The sequence below is a fragment of the Paludisphaera rhizosphaerae genome (genome assembly GCF_011065895.1).
GTDB lineage: Bacteria > Planctomycetota > Planctomycetia > Isosphaerales > Isosphaeraceae > Paludisphaera > Paludisphaera rhizosphaerae.
Map to the genome: position 1 here is coordinate 170,880 of NZ_JAALCR010000008.1, position 17,556 is coordinate 188,435.

At 67.2% G+C, this 17,556-nt stretch carries 16 protein-coding genes; 9 read left to right on the forward strand and 7 right to left on the reverse strand.

Going from position 1 to position 17,556, the window contains the following annotated elements:
- Nucleotides 1-16: 16 nt before the first annotated feature.
- Nucleotides 17-1,240, reverse strand: a complete 1,224-nt coding sequence (locus tag G5C50_RS12410; protein WP_165069619.1) for a zinc ribbon domain-containing protein — start codon at nucleotides 1,238-1,240, stop codon at nucleotides 17-19.
- Nucleotides 1,241-1,576: 336 nt separating this feature from the next.
- On the opposite strand from G5C50_RS12410, the gene G5C50_RS12415 reads away from it, so the two are divergent.
- Complete coding sequence (locus tag G5C50_RS12415; RefSeq protein ID WP_165069622.1) at nucleotides 1,577-1,984, forward strand: hypothetical protein; 408 nt, start codon at nucleotides 1,577-1,579, stop codon at nucleotides 1,982-1,984.
- Nucleotides 1,985-2,027: 43 nt separating this feature from the next.
- Here the strand turns inward: G5C50_RS12415 and G5C50_RS12420 are convergent, their stop codons facing one another.
- Together G5C50_RS12420 and G5C50_RS12425 are read right to left on the reverse strand one after the other, a co-directional pair.
- Nucleotides 2,028-2,789: a hypothetical protein gene (locus G5C50_RS12420; RefSeq protein WP_165069624.1), complete on the reverse strand. Its 762-nt coding sequence runs from the start codon at nucleotides 2,787-2,789 to the stop codon at nucleotides 2,028-2,030.
- A gap of 32 nt (nucleotides 2,790-2,821) precedes the next feature.
- Nucleotides 2,822-3,760, reverse strand: a complete 939-nt coding sequence (locus G5C50_RS12425; RefSeq protein ID WP_165069627.1) for an NmrA family NAD(P)-binding protein — start codon at nucleotides 3,758-3,760, stop codon at nucleotides 2,822-2,824.
- Between the two features lie 106 nt (nucleotides 3,761-3,866).
- Between G5C50_RS12425 and G5C50_RS12430 the strand changes: the two genes are divergently transcribed.
- Both G5C50_RS12430 and G5C50_RS12435 read left to right on the forward strand, forming a co-directional pair.
- On the forward strand, nucleotides 3,867-4,409 hold the full coding sequence (locus G5C50_RS12430) for a TetR/AcrR family transcriptional regulator (RefSeq protein WP_165069629.1): 543 nt from the start codon (nucleotides 3,867-3,869) through the stop codon (nucleotides 4,407-4,409).
- Between the two features lie 319 nt (nucleotides 4,410-4,728).
- Nucleotides 4,729-5,565 (forward strand): SDR family NAD(P)-dependent oxidoreductase, encoded by an 837-nt coding sequence (locus G5C50_RS12435; RefSeq protein WP_240907064.1) that lies wholly within the window; start codon nucleotides 4,729-4,731, stop codon nucleotides 5,563-5,565.
- 10 nt (nucleotides 5,566-5,575) lie between these two features.
- Here G5C50_RS12435 and G5C50_RS12440 read toward each other — a convergent pair whose 3' ends face one another.
- Nucleotides 5,576-6,865: a hypothetical protein gene (locus G5C50_RS12440; protein ID WP_165069632.1), complete on the reverse strand. Its 1,290-nt coding sequence runs from the start codon at nucleotides 6,863-6,865 to the stop codon at nucleotides 5,576-5,578.
- 10 nt (nucleotides 6,866-6,875) lie between these two features.
- A complete protein-coding gene (rnc, locus tag G5C50_RS12445; RefSeq protein WP_165069924.1) occupies nucleotides 6,876-7,610 on the reverse strand; it encodes a ribonuclease III in 735 nt (244 codons plus the stop codon).
- Nucleotides 7,611-7,859: 249 nt separating this feature from the next.
- On the opposite strand from rnc, the gene G5C50_RS12450 reads away from it, so the two are divergent.
- A complete protein-coding gene (locus G5C50_RS12450) occupies nucleotides 7,860-8,471 on the forward strand; it encodes a vWA domain-containing protein (protein WP_165069635.1) in 612 nt (203 codons plus the stop codon).
- 24 nt (nucleotides 8,472-8,495) lie between these two features.
- Here G5C50_RS12450 and G5C50_RS12455 read toward each other — a convergent pair whose 3' ends face one another.
- Nucleotides 8,496-9,653, reverse strand: a complete 1,158-nt coding sequence (locus G5C50_RS12455) for a sialidase family protein (RefSeq protein ID WP_165069638.1) — start codon at nucleotides 9,651-9,653, stop codon at nucleotides 8,496-8,498.
- Nucleotides 9,654-9,886: 233 nt separating this feature from the next.
- Between G5C50_RS12455 and G5C50_RS12460 the strand changes: the two genes are divergently transcribed.
- The 5 genes from G5C50_RS12460 (at nucleotide 9,887) to G5C50_RS12480 (ending at nucleotide 16,865) form a co-directional block, all read left to right on the forward strand.
- Nucleotides 9,887-10,627, forward strand: a complete 741-nt coding sequence (locus G5C50_RS12460; protein ID WP_206107669.1) for an RNA polymerase sigma factor — start codon at nucleotides 9,887-9,889, stop codon at nucleotides 10,625-10,627.
- Nucleotides 10,628-10,765: 138 nt separating this feature from the next.
- Nucleotides 10,766-13,279: a protein kinase domain-containing protein gene (locus tag G5C50_RS12465; protein WP_165069641.1), complete on the forward strand. Its 2,514-nt coding sequence runs from the start codon at nucleotides 10,766-10,768 to the stop codon at nucleotides 13,277-13,279.
- 474 nt (nucleotides 13,280-13,753) lie between these two features.
- The gene (locus G5C50_RS12470; RefSeq protein ID WP_165069643.1) at nucleotides 13,754-14,764 is read left to right on the forward strand and encodes a DUF1559 family PulG-like putative transporter; all 1,011 of its coding nucleotides are present in this window, start codon (nucleotides 13,754-13,756) and stop codon (nucleotides 14,762-14,764) included.
- A 94-nt stretch (nucleotides 14,765-14,858) separates the two neighbouring features.
- Entirely contained in the window at nucleotides 14,859-15,362 is a 504-nt protein-coding gene (locus G5C50_RS12475; RefSeq protein WP_165069646.1) for a hypothetical protein, read from the forward strand.
- A 54-nt stretch (nucleotides 15,363-15,416) separates the two neighbouring features.
- Nucleotides 15,417-16,865, forward strand: a complete 1,449-nt coding sequence (locus G5C50_RS12480) for a hypothetical protein (protein WP_165069649.1) — start codon at nucleotides 15,417-15,419, stop codon at nucleotides 16,863-16,865.
- Nucleotides 16,866-17,129: 264 nt separating this feature from the next.
- Here G5C50_RS12480 and G5C50_RS12485 read toward each other — a convergent pair whose 3' ends face one another.
- Nucleotides 17,130-17,411 carry a hypothetical protein gene (locus tag G5C50_RS12485; RefSeq protein ID WP_165069651.1) on the reverse strand — a complete coding sequence of 94 codons (282 nt, stop codon included), beginning with the start codon at nucleotides 17,409-17,411 and terminating at the stop codon, nucleotides 17,130-17,132.
- Nucleotides 17,412-17,556 lie beyond the last annotated feature (145 nt).

The window sequence follows — 17,556 nt, forward strand, 5'->3', positions numbered from 1 at the left end:
CGAAGCGCCCCGGCCGTCACCGCTGGGGCGCGAGATCCGAGCCATAGACGACGAAGTACCAGCCGGCGCTGTCAGTGGCGCCGGCTGGAAAGTGTTTCGTGTAGATCTGTTCGCAGTCGATGCAGTGGGTCTCGGTTTCACGAAGCATCTGACCGAATTCGGAATCCGCGGGGAGGTTCAGCCGGGCCACGACGTCGTGCGAGGCCTGAGCGGTGCGGGCGAACGCGGTGAGCAGCGGCGCGTGATGCCGACTGAAGAGTTCCTTGACCTGGGCGCGAGTGGGCAAGGGCGTTGAGTGTGTCTCGGTCTTGAGACGCTCGCCTTCGAGCGCGAGCACGCCGAGAGCCGTCCAGGCTTCACTCCCGCCGGGGGAAGTCGGCGCCGGCAGCGTTTCGAGTGCGTCTGCGAAGCGGTTATGGAAGCTCACCGTTGAGCTCAGCATGCGGTCGTATGCGGCGATGTCGGCCTTCTCCGTGGAAGACAGCCTGGCGTCCCACGCCGTCAACACGATATGCGAGGTCCCCGGCAAGCCGAAGCCGACGTAGAGATTGAGGGCCAGCAGGGCGATGGTCACGAACCAATCGAGCTGCTCGCGCGTGCTCTCGCCGCTGAACGCGAGGCGGTTCCCCCGAGCAAAGCTGATCGCCGCGCCCACCAGGCCGATCACGACGAGCACGCCGCCGATCACGCAGAGCCCCAACGCCCCCGTGCCCACGTAGGACACTGCGTCCCACTGGCCGCCTCGTTGCAGCCCTCGCGAGACCCGCCCCAGGAAGGCCACGATGATCATCAACCCCATCGCGGCCTGTCGGATCTGCAACCCCCAGGGGCCTTCATCCCTCCGCTTCCGTTTCAGCTTCGCCGACGGCTCGAACCCCGCGCGGGGCAGGGGGGCGTATTCCGGCTCGGCGACTCCCGTCTCGACGAGCCCCTGCCGCGAGGACGGCGCGGGAACCTCGTCGGCCAGCCCGTAAGGGTCGCTGACTTCGACGATCGGCTCGGGCTCGCGAACGGGCGCGGGCCTGGGCCGCGGGCGAGTCGTCGACTTCACCTCGGCCGGGGCTGAGACGCGCGCCGCCGGTGCTTCGCGGGGCGTCGCCTTGTGGGCCCCCGACGCCACCCGCTCCCCGGGGATTCGCATCACCGTCCCGCAATCCTTGCAGCGGCCCCGCCGCCCAGCCAGTTCGGGCTCCACCGAGTGCGGCTTGCGACAGAACGGGCAGGCGAACTCGATCTTCATGTTCCCCCCCTACGCCGACGCCGCTCTGGCGACGCCCCACGCCCTGGCCATGAAGATCTTATAATCACACAGTCGCGACCTGTCCAATGCTTGCATCGGAAATGCGACGGCGATGCGCCACGGTCGATCAGCGGCCGCCGGCAACGACCAGATGGATCGGAGAGAACGACGACGCGCCGATCCCCGAAACTGCGGTTGGCCGATTGATGAGGTTCCGATAAAGTCCGCCGAGACCAGAGCCGACAGGACGTCGGCGAGGGGCCCATCTCTTGCATCCACTTCTTCAGAATCGCGCGCGGCTCAACCGGATGGATCGGTTCGTTGGGAGTTACGCCCATGAGACACGCCCGCACGCGGATCCGGGACGGCCGCAGGACGCTCGCCGCCCTGCTGATCGGCGGCTACTGCGTTTGCGGCTGGGGATGCCACCAGCACCATTACTACTACTATGGGGCCTCGGGAGCGGGCAGCCCCTGCCCGCCGGGGACCGTGTCCTCGGGCGTCGTCGTGCCCAGCAACGTGACCGTCGGTCCGGTCTGCGAAGTTCCTTCCTCGGTGAACGGCGAGCCCGTCGTCATCGACGGCCCGTCCACCGTCATCGACAACGGCCGGGCCAAGCCGAAAGTCGTCGTCAGCCAGCCCGACCGCAGGACCTCAAAATACGGCTGGCGCAACAGCAATCCTGAGGACGTACCGACCTTCACTCAGATCGAAGGCGCGGTCGGCGGCACGAGGGTCAAGTAAAGCGAGAGATCCTCACGTCGCGGCATGAAGGGATGATTCCGCGTCAGCGTGAGTCGTCGTTCGCAGGTCGATGCTCGATCGCGTCCGGATCGCCCCCGCGAGTCGCCAGGCCGGCGAGCGCCTGACGAAACGAGACGACGTGGAGGAAGATCCCGATCGGCGCCAGGAACGCCGGCACCCAGACCACCGGCCACGCGGCGATCGCGGTGAACGGCGCCCCCGACCAATCCAGGTGGAGGGGGCCCGGAACGGACGTGGCGACAGTCCCGATCGCGTTGAGCAGCATCGCCAGGCCGAAGACGTTCCAGGCGATCGTCGCCCGAGGCCCGATCCAGCCGGAGGTGATGCCGGCCGCCGCCAGCGGCGCGGTGAGGCCGACGAGGGCGTCGAAGTTCCGGCCCTCGAACGTGATCTGCACCGGCGCAAACCCCTCCGTGTAGAGTCCCCAGAAGGCCAGTTCCACGGCCACCCTGAAGGACTGGAGGGCCACCGGCTGCCACGGAGGGACCTCCCCGATAATCCGCCGGGACGCCCTGGTCGAACCGAGCCCGACGAACGTCGCGAGGCCCGTCAAGGGGACCAGCGGCCAGCGGGGCGGGCGGGCCTCCCACTGGGAGAGGACCCCGCTCATGCCGACGAGCGCCGTCGCGCCCAGCCAGACCATCATCACCGCCGCGAAGGAGGGGGCGAGCCAGCGGGGCAGCCCGGCCTTCCGAGCCCCCCGCGCCGTCCCAAGGGTGAGCAGGAGGACGACGACGAACGTCGTCCCGGTCAGCAGTGCAGCGGTCCCGATCGATCCGGTCATGGCCCACCTCTCGACGATTGGGGGAGAGGCGATCATACGAACGCCGCGCGATGCTTCTCGATGAACGCCTCGAGCGTCATCGGAGGACGACCGCCGAGCTTCTCGACGAGGTCGTTGGTCCCCTCGAAAACGCCGTTCTGATGGTCGATCGCGACCTCCTTCAGATGCTGCACGACGAAGGAATCGCCGATTCTCTTGGTTTTCCCGCCCAGTTCGCCATACATGTTCCGGGAGGACGCCCCCTCGGTCGGGCTCTGGCGGCCGGAACTCTGCAACGCCAGGAACGTCTCGAAATCAACCTGCTTGTACTCCACCCGCTTACCCAGCACCCGGCTCAGGACCACGGCCGTCTCCTCGTAGGTGTATTCAACGGGGCCGTAGAGCGGATAGATCTTCCCCTTGTGCGGCGCGGGGTCGTCAAGGATTCCGGCGATCACCCGGCCCTGGTCCTCGGCGGCGATCGGGGCGTGCTTCCCCGTGCCGAACGGCACATGAAGCAGTCCGGCCTTGATCAGCGGCGAGAGGTAGATGAGCCACTCGGCGAAGTAGGTCGGCCGGATGTGGGCGACCGTCAGGCCGGACCAGTCGAAGACCCGCTCGGAGAGCCAGTGGTCGGTCGCGGCATGACTCTTCGCGTCCTCCCGCGCTGACTTCTGCGACATGTTGACGATGCCGTCGACACCGGCTTCCTTCGCGGCCTGCGCGAAATAGGCCGTCGCCTCCAGGATGCCGGGTCGGATCGGATAGACGAAGTAGGCCCGCTGCACCCCGTCCAGCGCGGCCCGGACCTGACCGAAGTCGAGCAGATCGCCGTAGACGACCTCCACGCCCCGGGCCCGCAGCCGCTCCGACCTCTCATCACGCCCGTGGGCCAGCGCCCGGACCTGATGGCCGCGAGCCAGCAACTCGTCGACGGTCGCCCGACCGGTGTCGCCCGTCGCGCCGGTGACCAGGATCTTGATCGATGACATTGGACTTCTCCTCGGCGAGAGAATAGGATTGTGTTCGACATCCAAATACTAGGCACCCCGATTTAGATGTCAACTATAATCCCAAAGTTTCGCCGAGGAGTTTCCCATGCGGAAGTCGAGGGAAGAGGCGGTGGAGACCCGCAAGCGGATCGTCTCGGCGGCCGCGCGCCAGTTCCGGAAGAACGGGATCGTCGCGACGGGGCTCAACGATCTGATGAAGGCCGCCGGCCTGACGCACGGCGGCTTCTACAAGCACTTTGAGTCGAAGGACCAGCTCGTCGCCGAGGCGTGCGCGGAGGCCGTCGACGGGCTGATCGAGATGATGGCGGGGCAGCCGACGTTCCCGGCCGCTGTGGCGGCGTACCTCTCGACCCAACACCGGGACAATCCCGACGCCGGCTGCCCGCTCGCCGCGATCGGCAGCGAGCTCTCCCGTTGCGAGGGCGAAACTCGCCAGGCGGCGACGGAAGGCTTCGAGCGGCTCGTGACGCTCCTGGCAGAGAAGTCCGGGGCCGAGGACGCCAGGCGTCGCGCCCTGGCTGCGGCCTCGATGATGATCGGCGCGGTGACGATGTCGCGCATCGTCACCGACCCGAAACTCTCGACGGAGATTCTCCACGAGGTCGAGAAAGCCCTGGCCGAAGGCTGAGCCAAGCTGCGGCGATCACGGACGGCCCGACGACGCGGGAACTCGGTCTGTCGGCGGTTTCGAAGCGTCTCCGGGGGCGGCATGAGTCGGCGGATGGGACGACCTCCCGCGACCGGAACCCTATAACTTTTGCCCCATCGACACCTCTTGCCCGACACCGGCATCCCGACCTTCGGCGCCAACCCACGCGTAGACGGCGACTTCTCTATCTCGCCACAAATTGCTAGAATATCTGGGCTTCTTTGATGCACATCTCAAGTTCTTCCAGGTATTTGCCGACATGAGGCGGACTCGATCGTGGAAGGAGACGCGCGCGCTCGTGACCGGCGCGTCCTCAGGGTTGGGGAAGGCGATCGCGGAGGATCTCGTCCGCCGAGGCGCCCAGGTGCTGCTCACCGGCCGATCGCTCGCCCGCCTGGAGGAGGTTCGCAACGACCTCGTCCACGGAGGGGCCGATCCCAACCGCGTCAGCATCATCGCGGCCGATCTCACCGTTGAGGCTGACCGTCGTCGTCTGTTCGACGAGGCGGCGAATCGGTTCGGCGCGCTCGACCTGGTCGTCAACAATGCGGGCGTCGGCGCGACAGGGCAGTTCGACACCCATGAGCCCTGGGTCCTGCGCCGGGTCTTCGAGATCAACTTCTTCGCCATGGCCGAGGTCTGCCGCGCCGCGCTGCCGATGCTCGCCGAAGGCGTGGACCCGGTGATGCTCGTCACGGGCTCGGTCAACGCCCGCCGGGCGCTGCCGGGACGCTCGGAATACTGCGCCAGCAAGTTCGCCGTCACCGGCTTCCTGGAGTCGATCCGGATCGAGTGGCGGCGTTTCGGGATCCACGTCGCTCAGTTGAACCCGGGCTTCTCAGCCACGCCGTTCGACGATCACGCGGTCGTGAAGACGGCGAGGGTGTCGGTGGCCGAATGGCGGACCATGCCGCCGGAAGCCGTCGCCGCAGCGGCGCTTCGGGCCGTCGAGAAGAAGAAGAGCGAGATCACCCTCACCGGCAAGGGAAGGCTCCTCGTGCTGGTGAACCGGATCGCCCCTCGGTTCGTCGACTGGGGCCTCTCGCGATGGCTTCTCCGCCACTTCCCCGACGCTCCCTCCCTGCGAAAGGGTTCGCCGAAGCCGCCGCGACCGGTGGGACACGCCTCTTCCTGAGGGAAGACCGTCAGACGGTCGGACCGACCAACGTGCTCGACGCGGAGCCGTTGCGCGGGGCCGAGCCGAGACGGAGGCGCCGCAGGTTCATCGTCGGCCGGAACATAACCAGCAAGGCCAGGGGAAGGTACAGCAAGACCAACGTCCCCCCCTTGTCCAGGTACCAGAACTGGCTGGCCGCCAGCAGCGCCGCCGACATCGCGATCAATTGGGCCAGATCCTTCTGGGCCGGCCAGAAAGTCACCACCAGAACCATCGCCGCGTAGCCGATCAACACCGGCAGGCGGAAGCTGGGATCGATGCCGCCCCAGAAGCTGTTGGCGCTCGATGGGGGGGCGAACCGCGGGAAGAGGCCGACCTCGGCGATGCTCCGCGCCCCCAGTGCGCCGGCCCACTCCGAAAGGCCCAGCCCGGCCGCCCCCAAGAGCGCGCAGACGAAGGCCACGGACGCCGCAACGGAGATGTATACGATCCGCTGCCGCCCCCGGTAGAACCCCGTCCAGAGGGCGATCAGCCCCAGACAGGCCGGGATCCATCCCGCCGCCAGGCCGATCAAGAGCCCGGAAATCGCCGGCCGCGCGTACCAGAAGACCGCATAGATGATGAGCGCCGAGGCGACCAATTGACCGCTGTCCACCAGGGCCATCCGTGTGTATGGCAGGAGCAGATAACAGGCGGCCATCGACAGGCCGGTGAGCGAGCGTTCGTAGTGTCGCCAGCCGATCAGCCACAGCCCCGACGCCAGCGCCAGGTGCGCCAGCACGGCCAGGACTCGTGAGACGATCACCTGGGGCCGTTCGTGCCTGAGCGAGTTCGGGAGAGGCGTGATGTCCAGGACCTGCTGGACCGCCGCGTTCTTTTCAACCGGCTTGGGAGATCGCCCGTTGCGGTCGTGGCCGGAGGGCTCAGCCGGATTCCGCGCTGCGCCGTCCTCAACAGGGAGACTCACGGTCTCCACCAGCAAAAGGCCGAGGACGCCTATGGAGAGCGTCAAGAGTCCCGAGGCGCTGAGATTCGGCTCCAGGAGTGGACGTCTGGAGAACCCCAGGTCGACCAGGAAACGAACCAGCCAGGCGGCCGTCCCACCGAAGAGGAGGATGAAGCCAATCCAGTGGCGCTTCTCGCCGCCGGCCACGATCAGCATCATGCCGGGCACGAGCGCGAAGAGGAGCAAAAGGTCGAGGTTGCGAACGCTCCAGATCCGGCCGAATTTGAAGAAAAGCGTGACGCAGCCCAGCAGCGAGAGGAAGAGCCAAACGTATGGCCCTAAACCCAAATCGGTGACGAACGGCCCTTCCATGGAGACCTCGTCAGTCTGACTGATAGGGGATGGGTGAGCCGGAGAGCTGGCAGAGGGCGTTCATCGCCGCTCGCTGCTCGGCTTCCTTCTTGTTTCGCCCCCAGGCCGGAGCATAGCGATTGCGGCCGATCTGAGCCGCGATCTTGAAGCACTTCGAGTGATCCGGGCCCTTCTCGTCGAGCAGCAGATAGGTCGGCGTCTCGCCGAAATCGCGCTGGGCGGCCTGCTGGAGGTTGCTCTTGTAGTTGAGCCCGTTCTGGCCCTCGACGGCCGATTCGATCTCGGGCTCCATGTAGCGGGTGATGAATCGGGCCGCGGCGGGCATGCCGCCGTCGACGAAGATCGCGCCGATGAGGCTCTCGAAGACGTCCGCCAGCAGCGACGACGGGGTTTGATCGCCCGCGCCCATCCCCTTGCCCAGAAACAGGTAAACGTCCAGTTCCAGGGTCTCGGAGATCTTCGCGCAGGTGCGTCGCGAGACGACGATCGACTTGATCCGGGTCAGTTCCCCTTCCTGATAGTCGGGGAACTTGCGGAAGAGCATCTCGCAGACGACGGCGCCGAGGATGGCGTCCCCCAGGAACTCCAACCGCTCGTTGGAGGCCAGGCGGTGATTCGCACCGGAGGCGTGGGTGAGCGCCTCCCGAAGCAGGTCCGGGTCGTGGAATTCATAACCCAGGACGGCCTGGCACTCGGCGAGCAGGCGTGCCTCGTCCCGGTGGGTCGTGGTGTTTGGCGCAGCGATGGTCGTGGCTCCCGGCGGGAGTCGCGCAGGGACGGTCGGAGGTGGTCCGAAATCAATACGAATACCAGGCTAGCTCGCGGGAAATCCCGTGTCAACCGTCTGATGCGTCGATTTCCCGGATCCGGGACGCGGCGTTGGCGTGCGAGATTCCTATGGATTTCGTCGGCTTGAGCGCATACCGTTGAATTGTGAACATCGCCGCAATCACTACGTGCTAGTACCATTGATCCGACCGACAACGGAGGCCCCATGTCCCCATCCTCTGACGTCCTGAACGCCTTCGTCTTGCTCGACCGCTCCGGCTCCATGAGTACGCGATGGGACGAGGCCCTGGGGGCGATCAACGCCTACGTGCACGAGTTGGGGGAAGCCGCCGTCGCGACGCTGGCGACCTTCGACGCGGTCGACGGCCTGAAGTTCGAGGTGATCCGCGACCGCACCCCGGCCGCCGATTGGAAGGACGTCAAACCCAGCGAAGCCTCGCCTCGCGGGTACACGCCGCTGCTCGACGCTCTCTCGCGCATCATCGCCCTGGCCGAGGCGGCCGGCGGCGAGAAGACCATGATCGTGGTGATGACCGACGGTCAGGAGAACGCCAGCCGCGAGATCACCAAGGAGAGCGCCCGCGCTGCGGTCGAACGTTGCAAGGCGAAGCACTGGCAGGTCATCTTCCTTGGGGCTGACTTCGACGCCTTCGCCGAGGCCGGCGGAGTCGGCGTCGGCGTCCACCAGACGATCCGCTCCCGCGGCGGCAGCTACGGCCTCACGATGAAGAGCATGGCCCGCTACTCGCGGGAATACCGCGACACCGGCAAAGGCGTCGCCTTTACTGACGAGGACCGCAAGGAGGCCGATCAGTAAGCCGTCGGCCTCCGGCCCATCGCCTCAACGGTTCGGCACTGCCGCAGGGGAGATTCGTCCATCGACGGCCCACACCCCGCGAACGCCCCGAAAGGCGCCGGTAACGACGGCGGTGATCGTGTGATCGTCCTTCACGAACAGGGAACCCCAGAGCTGCTTCGATCCGGCCTCGTCGGGAAACGGGTAGGACCTGTTCGTGAAACCTCGGGCGTCGGCGTCGCCCGTGCAGACGACGAGGCGGCAGTCGCGCATCGCCCCCGAACGGTCCTCCTGAAAGGAGATCGCCGTCGAGCCGTCGCCGAGCCGTCTCAGATAGGGCGCGCCGGCGTACCAGGAAGGGTTGAGAGGTTCGGCGAGCGCCCCCCAGCGCCGGGAGTCGTCGCCGCCGACGACGCCGTCGCGGCCAGGCTCGCGGAGGATGATGGACGGCTTGAACCGATCGCCGGAGAGGCCGTCGTCCTCGATGGCGACGGCCACGCGGCGGCCGTCGGCGAGCAGCGCAGGGACGGGCATCCCATCGCGACGACCTCGGCGAAAGGCGAACGCTTCGGCCGGGCTCCAGGTCGAGCCGCCGTCGACGGATCGAAGGACGTCGATCTCCTGTTCGTTGGTCGTCGGGAACGGCCGCTCGTTGGCGAAGTAAACCTGGATCTCCCCCGAAGGGAGTTCCACCGGCGCGGGCTCCCAGCAACCGTCCTGGAAAGTCGTCCCGCCCTCGTAGAGCGTCCGGGGCGGAGACCACGTCCGGCCGTGATCGTCGCTCCGAGCCATCCGGATCAGGAAGGGCCGAGTCAGTTCGGCCTTCGCAGCGCGTTCGCGTTGCATCCGCACGGCCTTCCTGGGCCGTTCGTTCCAGAAGTAGAGCAGGGGACCGGAGCGGGTCGGCAGGATCTCGGCGTTCGTCAGCCAGCACTCGGGGTCCTCGTTCACGAGGACCGGCGCTTCCCAGGTCGCGCCGTCGTCTGCGCTGCGGCGGAAGTACAATCGGCCGCCGCGGTCGTAGGCGCAGCCCACTCGCCCATCGCCCAACCGCGCCATCCGGGCGTAGTCGGCCCCCTCTTGCACCAGGCGGAGCGTCTCGGGCTCCCACGAGACGACCGGAGGCGCAAAGCCGGCCGCAACGATCAGGATCAGGATCGACCAAACCAACGCCAGGCCAGGCCGCACGATTCGAGCAAGCATCGAAAGGTTCCCCTGCATCAAAGACCTCCCTTGATCGTAGGCCCTTCGATACCCAGGTGCGATCCCCAACCGACATCGGCGTCGCGGTGGATGGGGCTTCCTGGATCGGCTAAGCGGGTCTGTCGAATCGGTTCCGGGTGGTGGTAAGATATCGGAATCCCTGTTCGAGATCGGTCAGCGAGGGTTTCGCGAGCGAGAGCGCAACCCCGGATGAACTCATCGAGGTCGGAAGCGTGTCCTCGATTCCTCCTGATCGCCCTTCCCAGAGAAGATTCCCAACCACGCGCTGGAGCCGGGTGGTCGCCGCTACTGGTTCAGGCGCTCCCCAGGGACGCGAGAACCTTGAGGCGCTCTGCGAAGCATACTGGTATCCGCTCTACGCTTACGCCCGCCGTCGCGGCCATTCGCCCGAACAGGCGCAGGATCTGACCCAGGACTTCTTCGCGTACGTGCTGGAAAAGGATCTGCTCGCCCGAGCCGACCCCCATCGAGGCCGATTTCGGTCGTTCCTGCTGGGGGTTTACACCCACTATCTCGCGAACCGGCATGATTATGAGCACGCCCTCAAACGCGGAGGCGGACGCTCGGCCCTGTCGATCGACGCCACGACCGCCGAGGGCCGCTACGACCGGGACCTCGTGCTGAACCTGACGCCAGAGCGGATCTTCGACCGTAGCTGGGCGTTAACGCTGCTCGGCCGGGTCCTGGACGAACTCCGCCGCGAGTACGAGGATTCCGGTCGCGAAGCGGTCTTCGAGACGCTCTCCGTCAACCTGACGGAAGGGCCGCAGGCCGAATCCTACGCGGCGATCGGCCGGCGGCTGGGCGTCTCTGAAGGCTCGGCGCGGGTCGCCGTCCACCGACTGCGCCGCCGTTACGCCCATCTGCTCCGATGCGAGATCGCGGCGACGGTGGAGGACTCCGAAGAGATTGAGGACGAGATTCGAGCGCTCTTCGCCGCCCTCCAGGCCTGAGCCGGGAAATCGGTCGCGTCGCGGTAACGGCGCAATCCCATTTGCTTAATACCTCCGATGAGGGGCCGAACCGGCGGCCGAACCGGGCTCGTCGAGTCCGACTTCGAGTGGGCGCCAAGTCAAACCGGAAGCCCGATCATGCGGACCGAAAAGATCTGCCGACGTTGCGGCGCCCAGCAGCCGGAGGACGGCCCAGCCGGGCTTTGCCCCGGCTGCCTGCTTGGACTGAGCCTCGACGCCCTTCAGCCCGCGGCGCGGGACGAACCGCACCGCGCTTTACCGGCGTTCGGCGCATCGCATCCGCCGACGGCCCGAACCACCGAGGACGAGTTCCGGCTGTCGCCGCCGGCCCCGGGGGTCCTCAGCGACCTCGACCGAAGCATCGGGACGATCCCGCGCGTTCTGCTCCGCGACGGCCGGCCCGACAGCGCTCAGCCTGTGCGTCCTCATTCCGAGGAGGTGCCGTCCACTTCGGGCCTCCCAAGCCGGTATCAGCTCTTCGGCGAGTTGGCCCGCGGGGGGATGGGCGTCGTGCTGATGGGGCGCGACGTCGACCTGGGCCGGGAGATCGCGCTCAAGGTTCTCCTGGAACGGCGTCGCGACGATCCGGAAAGCATTCGTCGGTTCATCGAGGAAGCCCAGATCGGCGGCCAGCTTCAGCACCCGGGGATCATCCCGGTGCACGAGTTGGGCCGGCTGCCGGACGGCCGGCTGTACATCGCCATGAAACTCGTTCGCGGCCAGACGCTGGCCGCGTTGCTGCGGACGCGGCGGGGGCCGTCCGACGACCTCGCTCGGTTCCTGGCGGTGTTCGAACAGGTCTGCCAGGCGATCGCCTACGCTCATACGCGAGGAGTCGTGCACCGCGACCTGAAGCCCTCAAACGTCATGGTGGGGAGCTTCGGCGAGGTGCAGGTGATGGATTGGGGCCTCGCCAAGGTGCTCGACAAGGGAGGCGCCGCCGACGAGGCTCCCCGAAGCGCGGGGTCGGACGAGCGAGGCGCGGTGCGGATGGTCCGAAAGGGGTCGGAAGCCGGCGCGTCCTACGCCGACGCCGTGCTGGGAACGCCCGCCTACATGGCCCCCGAACAGGCCCGAGGCGCGTTCGACACCCTCGACGAACGCGCCGACGTCTTCGGCCTGGGCGCGATCCTCTGCGAGATCCTCACCGGAGCGCCGGCCTACGCAGCTCCGACTGACGAGGCCATCTACCACCAGGCGGCGCGGGCCGACCTGGCGGACGCCCGCGCCCGGCTCGACGCCAGCGACGCGGAGTGTGAGTTGGTGGCCCTCGCTCGTTCGTGTCTGGCCCCGGCGCCCAAGGACCGTCCGCGCGACGCCGGAGTGGTGCTGGCTCGATTGACCGCCTACCTGACCCATGTCCAGGACCGGCTTCGAGAGGCCGAACGGGCTCAGGCCCAGGCTGAAGCCCGCGCCGAGGAAGAGCAGACCCACCGCATCCTGGCCGACGGCCTGGCCCGCGAAGCCGAGGCGCGAGCGGCCGAGGAACGCAAACGGCGGATCCTGACGGCCGTCCTGGCAGGCGTTCTGCTGACCGCCGCTCTGACGGGGGCCGGGGTCTGGTCCCTCACGGCCCGCTACCGAGCGGACCGCACCCTTCGGACGACGACGGAGATCGAGGAGGCGCTCGCCGGGGCCGACGATCTTCGCGATCGCGCCCGAACGGCGGCCGAATACGATCCTGCGCTCTGGGTCGAGGCGACCGAGTCGGCCCGTCGCGCCGAGCTGCTGCTCAGTCACGGCGAGGCGACGCCCGCCCTCGGCCGTCGCGTGGTGGACCTGCTCGCGTCGATCAGCGCCGAACACGCTCAGGCCGACGCGGCTTTCAAGGACCGCGACATGGTCCAGCGGCTGGCCGACATCCACGCCAACACGTCGTCCCACCTGAGCCGCAGCCGCGAGGACGCCCAGTACGCCGAGGCCTTCCGTGACTTCGGCATCCCCGTCGACGAGTTGAGCCCCGCCGAGGCCGCGGCGCGGATCGCCGCGCGACCGATCGCCATTGAACTGGCCGGCGCCCTCGACCACTGGGCATTCAGCCGACGGCGGAACCGTCCGCCCCGGATCGCGGAGGCCGAGCGCCTGATCCGCGTCGCCCGCATCGCCGACCCCGATCCCTGGCGCAATCAACTCCGCAACGCCCTCGACCTCATGACCGTCGACCGGTCCCGAGCCCGAACCGATCTGGAACGCCTGGCGGCCTCCGCCGACGCCACCGGCCTGACCGCCGCCAGCGCGGAACGCCTGGCGTGGGCGCTGGCCGATCTGGGGGACAGCGAGGCCGCCGTCGCCCTGTACCGAGCCGCCCAGCGCGCCCATCCCGACGACTTCTGGATCAACAGCAACCTCGCAAGCTCGCTGGTGCGCCTGGAGCGATACGACGAAGCCGCGCGATTCGCATCCGTCGCGGTCGCCATCCGTCCCCGGACGGTGCATGTCCTCGTGCTGCTGGGGAAGGCGTTGCAGCTTGCGGGCCGCCTCGACGACGCTGAAGCCACCCTACGTGACGCGCTTCAAATCAACCCCCGCGACGCGGGCGCCCTCGCCGCCATGGACGCCGTCATCAAGGCGCGGAACGAGGGCGACGCGGGAATAGGCCCGGTCGATAGAAAAATTTCGAGGGAGCGGTAACGTTTCCGCCCCCCGTGCTTAATCCCTCAGTGAAGGCACTCTCGGAGGGTCGTTCCGGGAGGCGGTGAGAGACCCAGCGATCGGCCCCGGGGCTTCGCTTCCGGCCGCCCTTCTTCCTTGCCTCGATCCGACGCGCCTTCGGTGGTTGATTCGATTCGGCGGAGCGATGTGAGATTCGCATCGGAGCCGACGAACTTATCGATAGCAGCGGGCCGATTGGCCCACCCTGTGCCTGTCTTCGTCTTCGTCTTCGTAGTCTGATCCCGACCACTCGTGCAATCGGTCGGGACGCCCAGGTTAATCGCTCGTGAGTTCGACCTCGTCGGCCGTCGCGGCCTGACGGGATGTCTCGCGCCCAGGCTCTCATCTGAATCTGGACTTCTTCGTCCAGGCCTCGCCCGCGTGGCGACACGTCCATAGGTTTTTCAGCGTCGTTCCCTTCGAGTCCGTCCCAGCTCTTTCGGAGAATCATCCATGCGTCGTCGCGGCTTCACGCTGATCGAGTTGCTCGTGGTGATCGCCATCATCGCCGTGCTGATCGCACTCTTGCTTCCCGCCGTGCAGTCGGCCCGCGAGGCCGCCCGCCGAGCGCAATGCGTCAATAATCTCAAGCAGCTTGGGTTGGCCGTAGCCAACTATGAGAGCTCCCAGATGTGCCTGCCGCCGGCGCACGTCGGCTACAACTGGAACGACTGGTCGGCGACCTCGATGATGCTGGGCCAACTGGAGCAGTCGAACCTGTTCAACTCGATCAACTTCTCGACCGGCTTCGCCAGCCCGGCGACCATGCAGAACACCACGGCCTTCAACACCAAGCTCTCGTTCCTGCTCTGCCCTTCGGACATCGACCGGATGTCGAACTCGGCCGGCCACACGAACTACTCGATGTGCGCCGGGTCGGAAGCGTACACGATGAAGTACGGCGATAACTTCCGGGGCGTCGGCATCGACCTCGGCCAGCAGGGCGGGGTGGTCGGCCGCATCACCATGGGGGCGATCATCGACGGCACGAGCAACACGGCCTCGTTCAGCGAGCGAGTCAAGGGGATCGACTCGGGCCTGGATACGCTGAAGCCGACCTCCAGCGTCTCGAACACGAGCACCTGGTACCCCAACGTCAGCCCGATGGTCGACTACCTCTCGTGCAAGTCGCTCTACCCCAACGCGTCGAACCTGGCCAACCTGGCCCTCTCCGGGAATCCGACGAACACCCTCAGCGGCATGGGGAGCTTCTGGCATCTGGGTCTGGGCCGCAACGGCGGCATCTACACCCACATCATGACGCCTAACACCTGGAACTGCGTCACCAACAACCAGGACATGAACGGCGCCCTGCTCACGGCCAGCAGCCGTCACGCTGGCGGCGTCAACGTCCTGTTCGTCGACGGGTCGGTGCGGTTCATCAAGGACTCGGTCGCCCTCGGCCCCTGGTGGGCTATCGGCACCATCGCCAATGGCGAGGTCTTCTCCAGCGACTCGCTCTGACGCCCCCTCCTCGTGTAGCCAACGCAAGTATCAGGCCCTCTCGGTCCGAACCGGCGCTCCCGGTTCGACCTTGGGGGGGCGGAGGAAGCAAACCATGAATCGGAAAGTCGTGCGGTGGGCCGCCTCGTCCCTGGCGTCCGCCTGCCTCCTGGCCCTCGTCGGCTGCGGTGAACCGCACTATGAACACGCGAAGGTCCACGGCAAGGTGACGTACAAGGGCAAGCCCGTCACCACGGGGTCCGTCCTGTTCGTACCGACCAAGCCCATGGCCGACGGCAGCCTCCTGCCGGCCTCCGGCGAGCTTAACGCGGAGGGCACCTACGAACTGACTTCCGGCGGCGAACCCGGCGCGGTGATCGGCGAACACAAGGTCGTCATCATGGCCGTCGATCCCGGTGCGACCGCCGAAGCCGCTCCCGACGTCTCGAAGGTCGAAATCATCGGTCCCTCGCCCTCGGGGGGGCCGCCCAAGGGGGGCTCGAAGGTTCCCAAGTTCAAATCGCTCGTCCCCGAAAAGTACGGCGATCCCACCAGCACTCCGTTGGTCGAGACGGTGAAGTCGGGTGAGAATACCATCGACATCGAGCTGACTGACTGAGTCGGACGGGAAGGCGCGGCGCCGGCCCTCGGCCGACCTCCGCGAGATCCGCCCGTGCTCTCAAAACCGATCCGCATCCTCGCAACGGCCGTCCTGGCCCTGACCGCTTCCGCGGCCTGGGCCGGCGACGGCCCTTTCGTTCATCGCGGCTATTACATCACGTTCATGCGGATGCCGACCTACGACCTTCCCGACTGGAAGAGGATCGTCGACGGAGTCCGCGCGGACGGCGGCGACACCCTGATGCTCTGGGTCGCCGGCGGCTTCCGCTCGCGAAGGCATCCGATCACCTGGGCCTACAACCAGGACCACGAAAACGTCCGCGACGACTTCGTCCGCGACCTGATCGCCTACGCCCACACGAAGGGCGTGCGGATCCTGCTGGGCTTCACGCCGTTCGGCTACGACGGGGTGAACCGGTTCGCCGTCGATCACCCCGAATTGAAGGCGACAGGCCCGGACGGCAAGCCGACCGCCCCCTTCGGGATCGGCTGCTGGGGGTGGAACCTCTGCCCGTCGAAGCCCGAATCCCAGCGCCTGATGCTCGACTACGCCCGCGAGCTGGCTCGCGACTTCTACCCCGAAGCCGACGGCCTGCTGATCGAATCGTCCGACTACGCCGCCTGCCACTGCGCCGACTGCCGGGAACATTTCTTCGAACGCGAATTCGCCTTCGTGAAGGCGATCTCGGACGACGTCTGGGCCCGCAAGCCCGACGCGGAGATCATCGTCTACCCTCACTATTTCTCCGGTGCTGAGGCCCCCGGCCTGGGCGTCCGAGGAGCGAGGCTGCCGTTCGACCCGCGCTGGTCGCTCTTCTTCACGCCCCACAGCGCCCACCCAGAGCCGACGCTCATCAAGCGGGCTCGCGGCAGCTACTGGTCGGACGACTCGCCGGCCCGCCGCACCCCGCACGAGATCCAGGCCAACGCCCGACGCGCCCGCGACGAGGGGATGACCGGCTACGTCCCCTCGCTGGAGGCCTTCACCTTCGTCTCCCAGAAAGCCGACGAGGGCCAGGCGTGGCTCAAGGGAAAGCGGCAGATCCCGCTCGGCTTCGGCTGGCTCGCCCCGGGCGATCCGCCCTATGACGAGATCCTCGCGCGGGTGAACCGGATCGCCTACCGCGAGTTCAGCCGCAACCCCGACCTTGACTTCAACGCCTTCCGCGCGACCCTCGGCCGCGAACGGCTCGGCGCGGCCGACTCACCCCAGGCGGTCGACGACCTCCTCGCCCTTCAGTCCCTCTTCAACGCCGGCCGGACCTGGTGCCAGCCCGCACCCATCGCCAGCCCCGACCGGGTCCGCGCGATGACCTCACCGGGCGAACTCCCCGCCTCGCGGCGTGCCGAGATCCGAGCCGATCTCGACCGCCTTCAGGCCATCGCGTCGCGCCACGTCGAACCAAGATCCGACGGCGAACGCGAACTCCTCCACGTCGCGCGCTGGGTCCTCAGCCTCTGGGGCCCCGCAGAGCGTGGGCTCCTGGGCGAGTCCCCCTGATCACATCCCGCGGATTCCGCGAAGTTCATCGAACAGAATGGCAAATCAGAGCCCATATCTATTTAAGCGGGCAGCCACTCGCGAGGCCCTGCGATCGGAGGAACAGACGGCCCGGAAGCTCGAAAGATGACCAATCGAAGCCAATCCCAGACGCCGCAGATTCGCTCTCAAACGCCTACCCAACGAGATGTTGCGTCGATCGGCTTCGTTGCACGTCTGCTGCGAACGAACCCGGCAGGCGTGGGAGGTGGAATCGCAGGGCGGCTACGACGCGGCCTCCTCAATCACGCAGGCGGCCACGGTCGCCGGGACGGCGGCTTCGGGGGCGACGACGGTCTCGGTTCCGTAGCCGGTGTTTCGGGTCAGTTGGTAGCGAACGCCCGCGACGGCATCGTACGGGGACGCGAGCGGATCGGTCCGGAAGAGAGCGTCCACCTGGCGCTGGTCGACCTCGGGCAAGGTGGACAGGTCGATCAGACCGCGGACCCGGCTTTGGGGGCGGACCATACCGACGACTCCAATCCGTTCGACTTGCAGAAGCTCCATGGCGTCCGCCTCCTGAAAGCGATCCCTGGGGAACGCATCGCGGGACAGGGCCGAATCCGATCGGCCCCGGGCTTCGGCCTATGTTCAGCGTCAACGGCGACCGCGTCAACCGAAAAGCCGACTGCGCGGCCGGTCGGGAAAATCG

Bases quoted from the DNA above. Each gene is read 5' to 3' on its own strand.
- G5C50_RS12440 (WP_165069632.1), bottom strand. From the start codon at position 6,865: ATGGAAGGGCCGTTCGTCACCGATTTGGGTTTAGGGCCATACGTTTGG.
- G5C50_RS12470 (WP_165069643.1), top strand. From the start codon at position 13,754: ATGCGTCGTCGCGGCTTCACGCTGATCGAGTTGCTCGTGGTGATCGCC.
- G5C50_RS12455 (WP_165069638.1), bottom strand. From the start codon at position 9,653: ATGCTTGCTCGAATCGTGCGGCCTGGCCTGGCGTTGGTTTGGTCGATC.
- G5C50_RS12430 (WP_165069629.1), top strand. From the start codon at position 3,867: ATGCGGAAGTCGAGGGAAGAGGCGGTGGAGACCCGCAAGCGGATCGTC.
- G5C50_RS12425 (WP_165069627.1), bottom strand. From the start codon at position 3,760: ATGTCATCGATCAAGATCCTGGTCACCGGCGCGACGGGCGACACCGGT.
- G5C50_RS12415 (WP_165069622.1), top strand. From the start codon at position 1,577: ATGAGACACGCCCGCACGCGGATCCGGGACGGCCGCAGGACGCTCGCC.
- G5C50_RS12420 (WP_165069624.1), bottom strand. From the start codon at position 2,789: ATGACCGGATCGATCGGGACCGCTGCACTGCTGACCGGGACGACGTTC.
- G5C50_RS12465 (WP_165069641.1), top strand. From the start codon at position 10,766: ATGCGGACCGAAAAGATCTGCCGACGTTGCGGCGCCCAGCAGCCGGAG.
- G5C50_RS12475 (WP_165069646.1), top strand. From the start codon at position 14,859: ATGAATCGGAAAGTCGTGCGGTGGGCCGCCTCGTCCCTGGCGTCCGCC.
- G5C50_RS12410 (WP_165069619.1), bottom strand. From the start codon at position 1,240: ATGAAGATCGAGTTCGCCTGCCCGTTCTGTCGCAAGCCGCACTCGGTG.
- G5C50_RS12450 (WP_165069635.1), top strand. From the start codon at position 7,860: ATGTCCCCATCCTCTGACGTCCTGAACGCCTTCGTCTTGCTCGACCGC.
- G5C50_RS12485 (WP_165069651.1), bottom strand. From the start codon at position 17,411: ATGGAGCTTCTGCAAGTCGAACGGATTGGAGTCGTCGGTATGGTCCGC.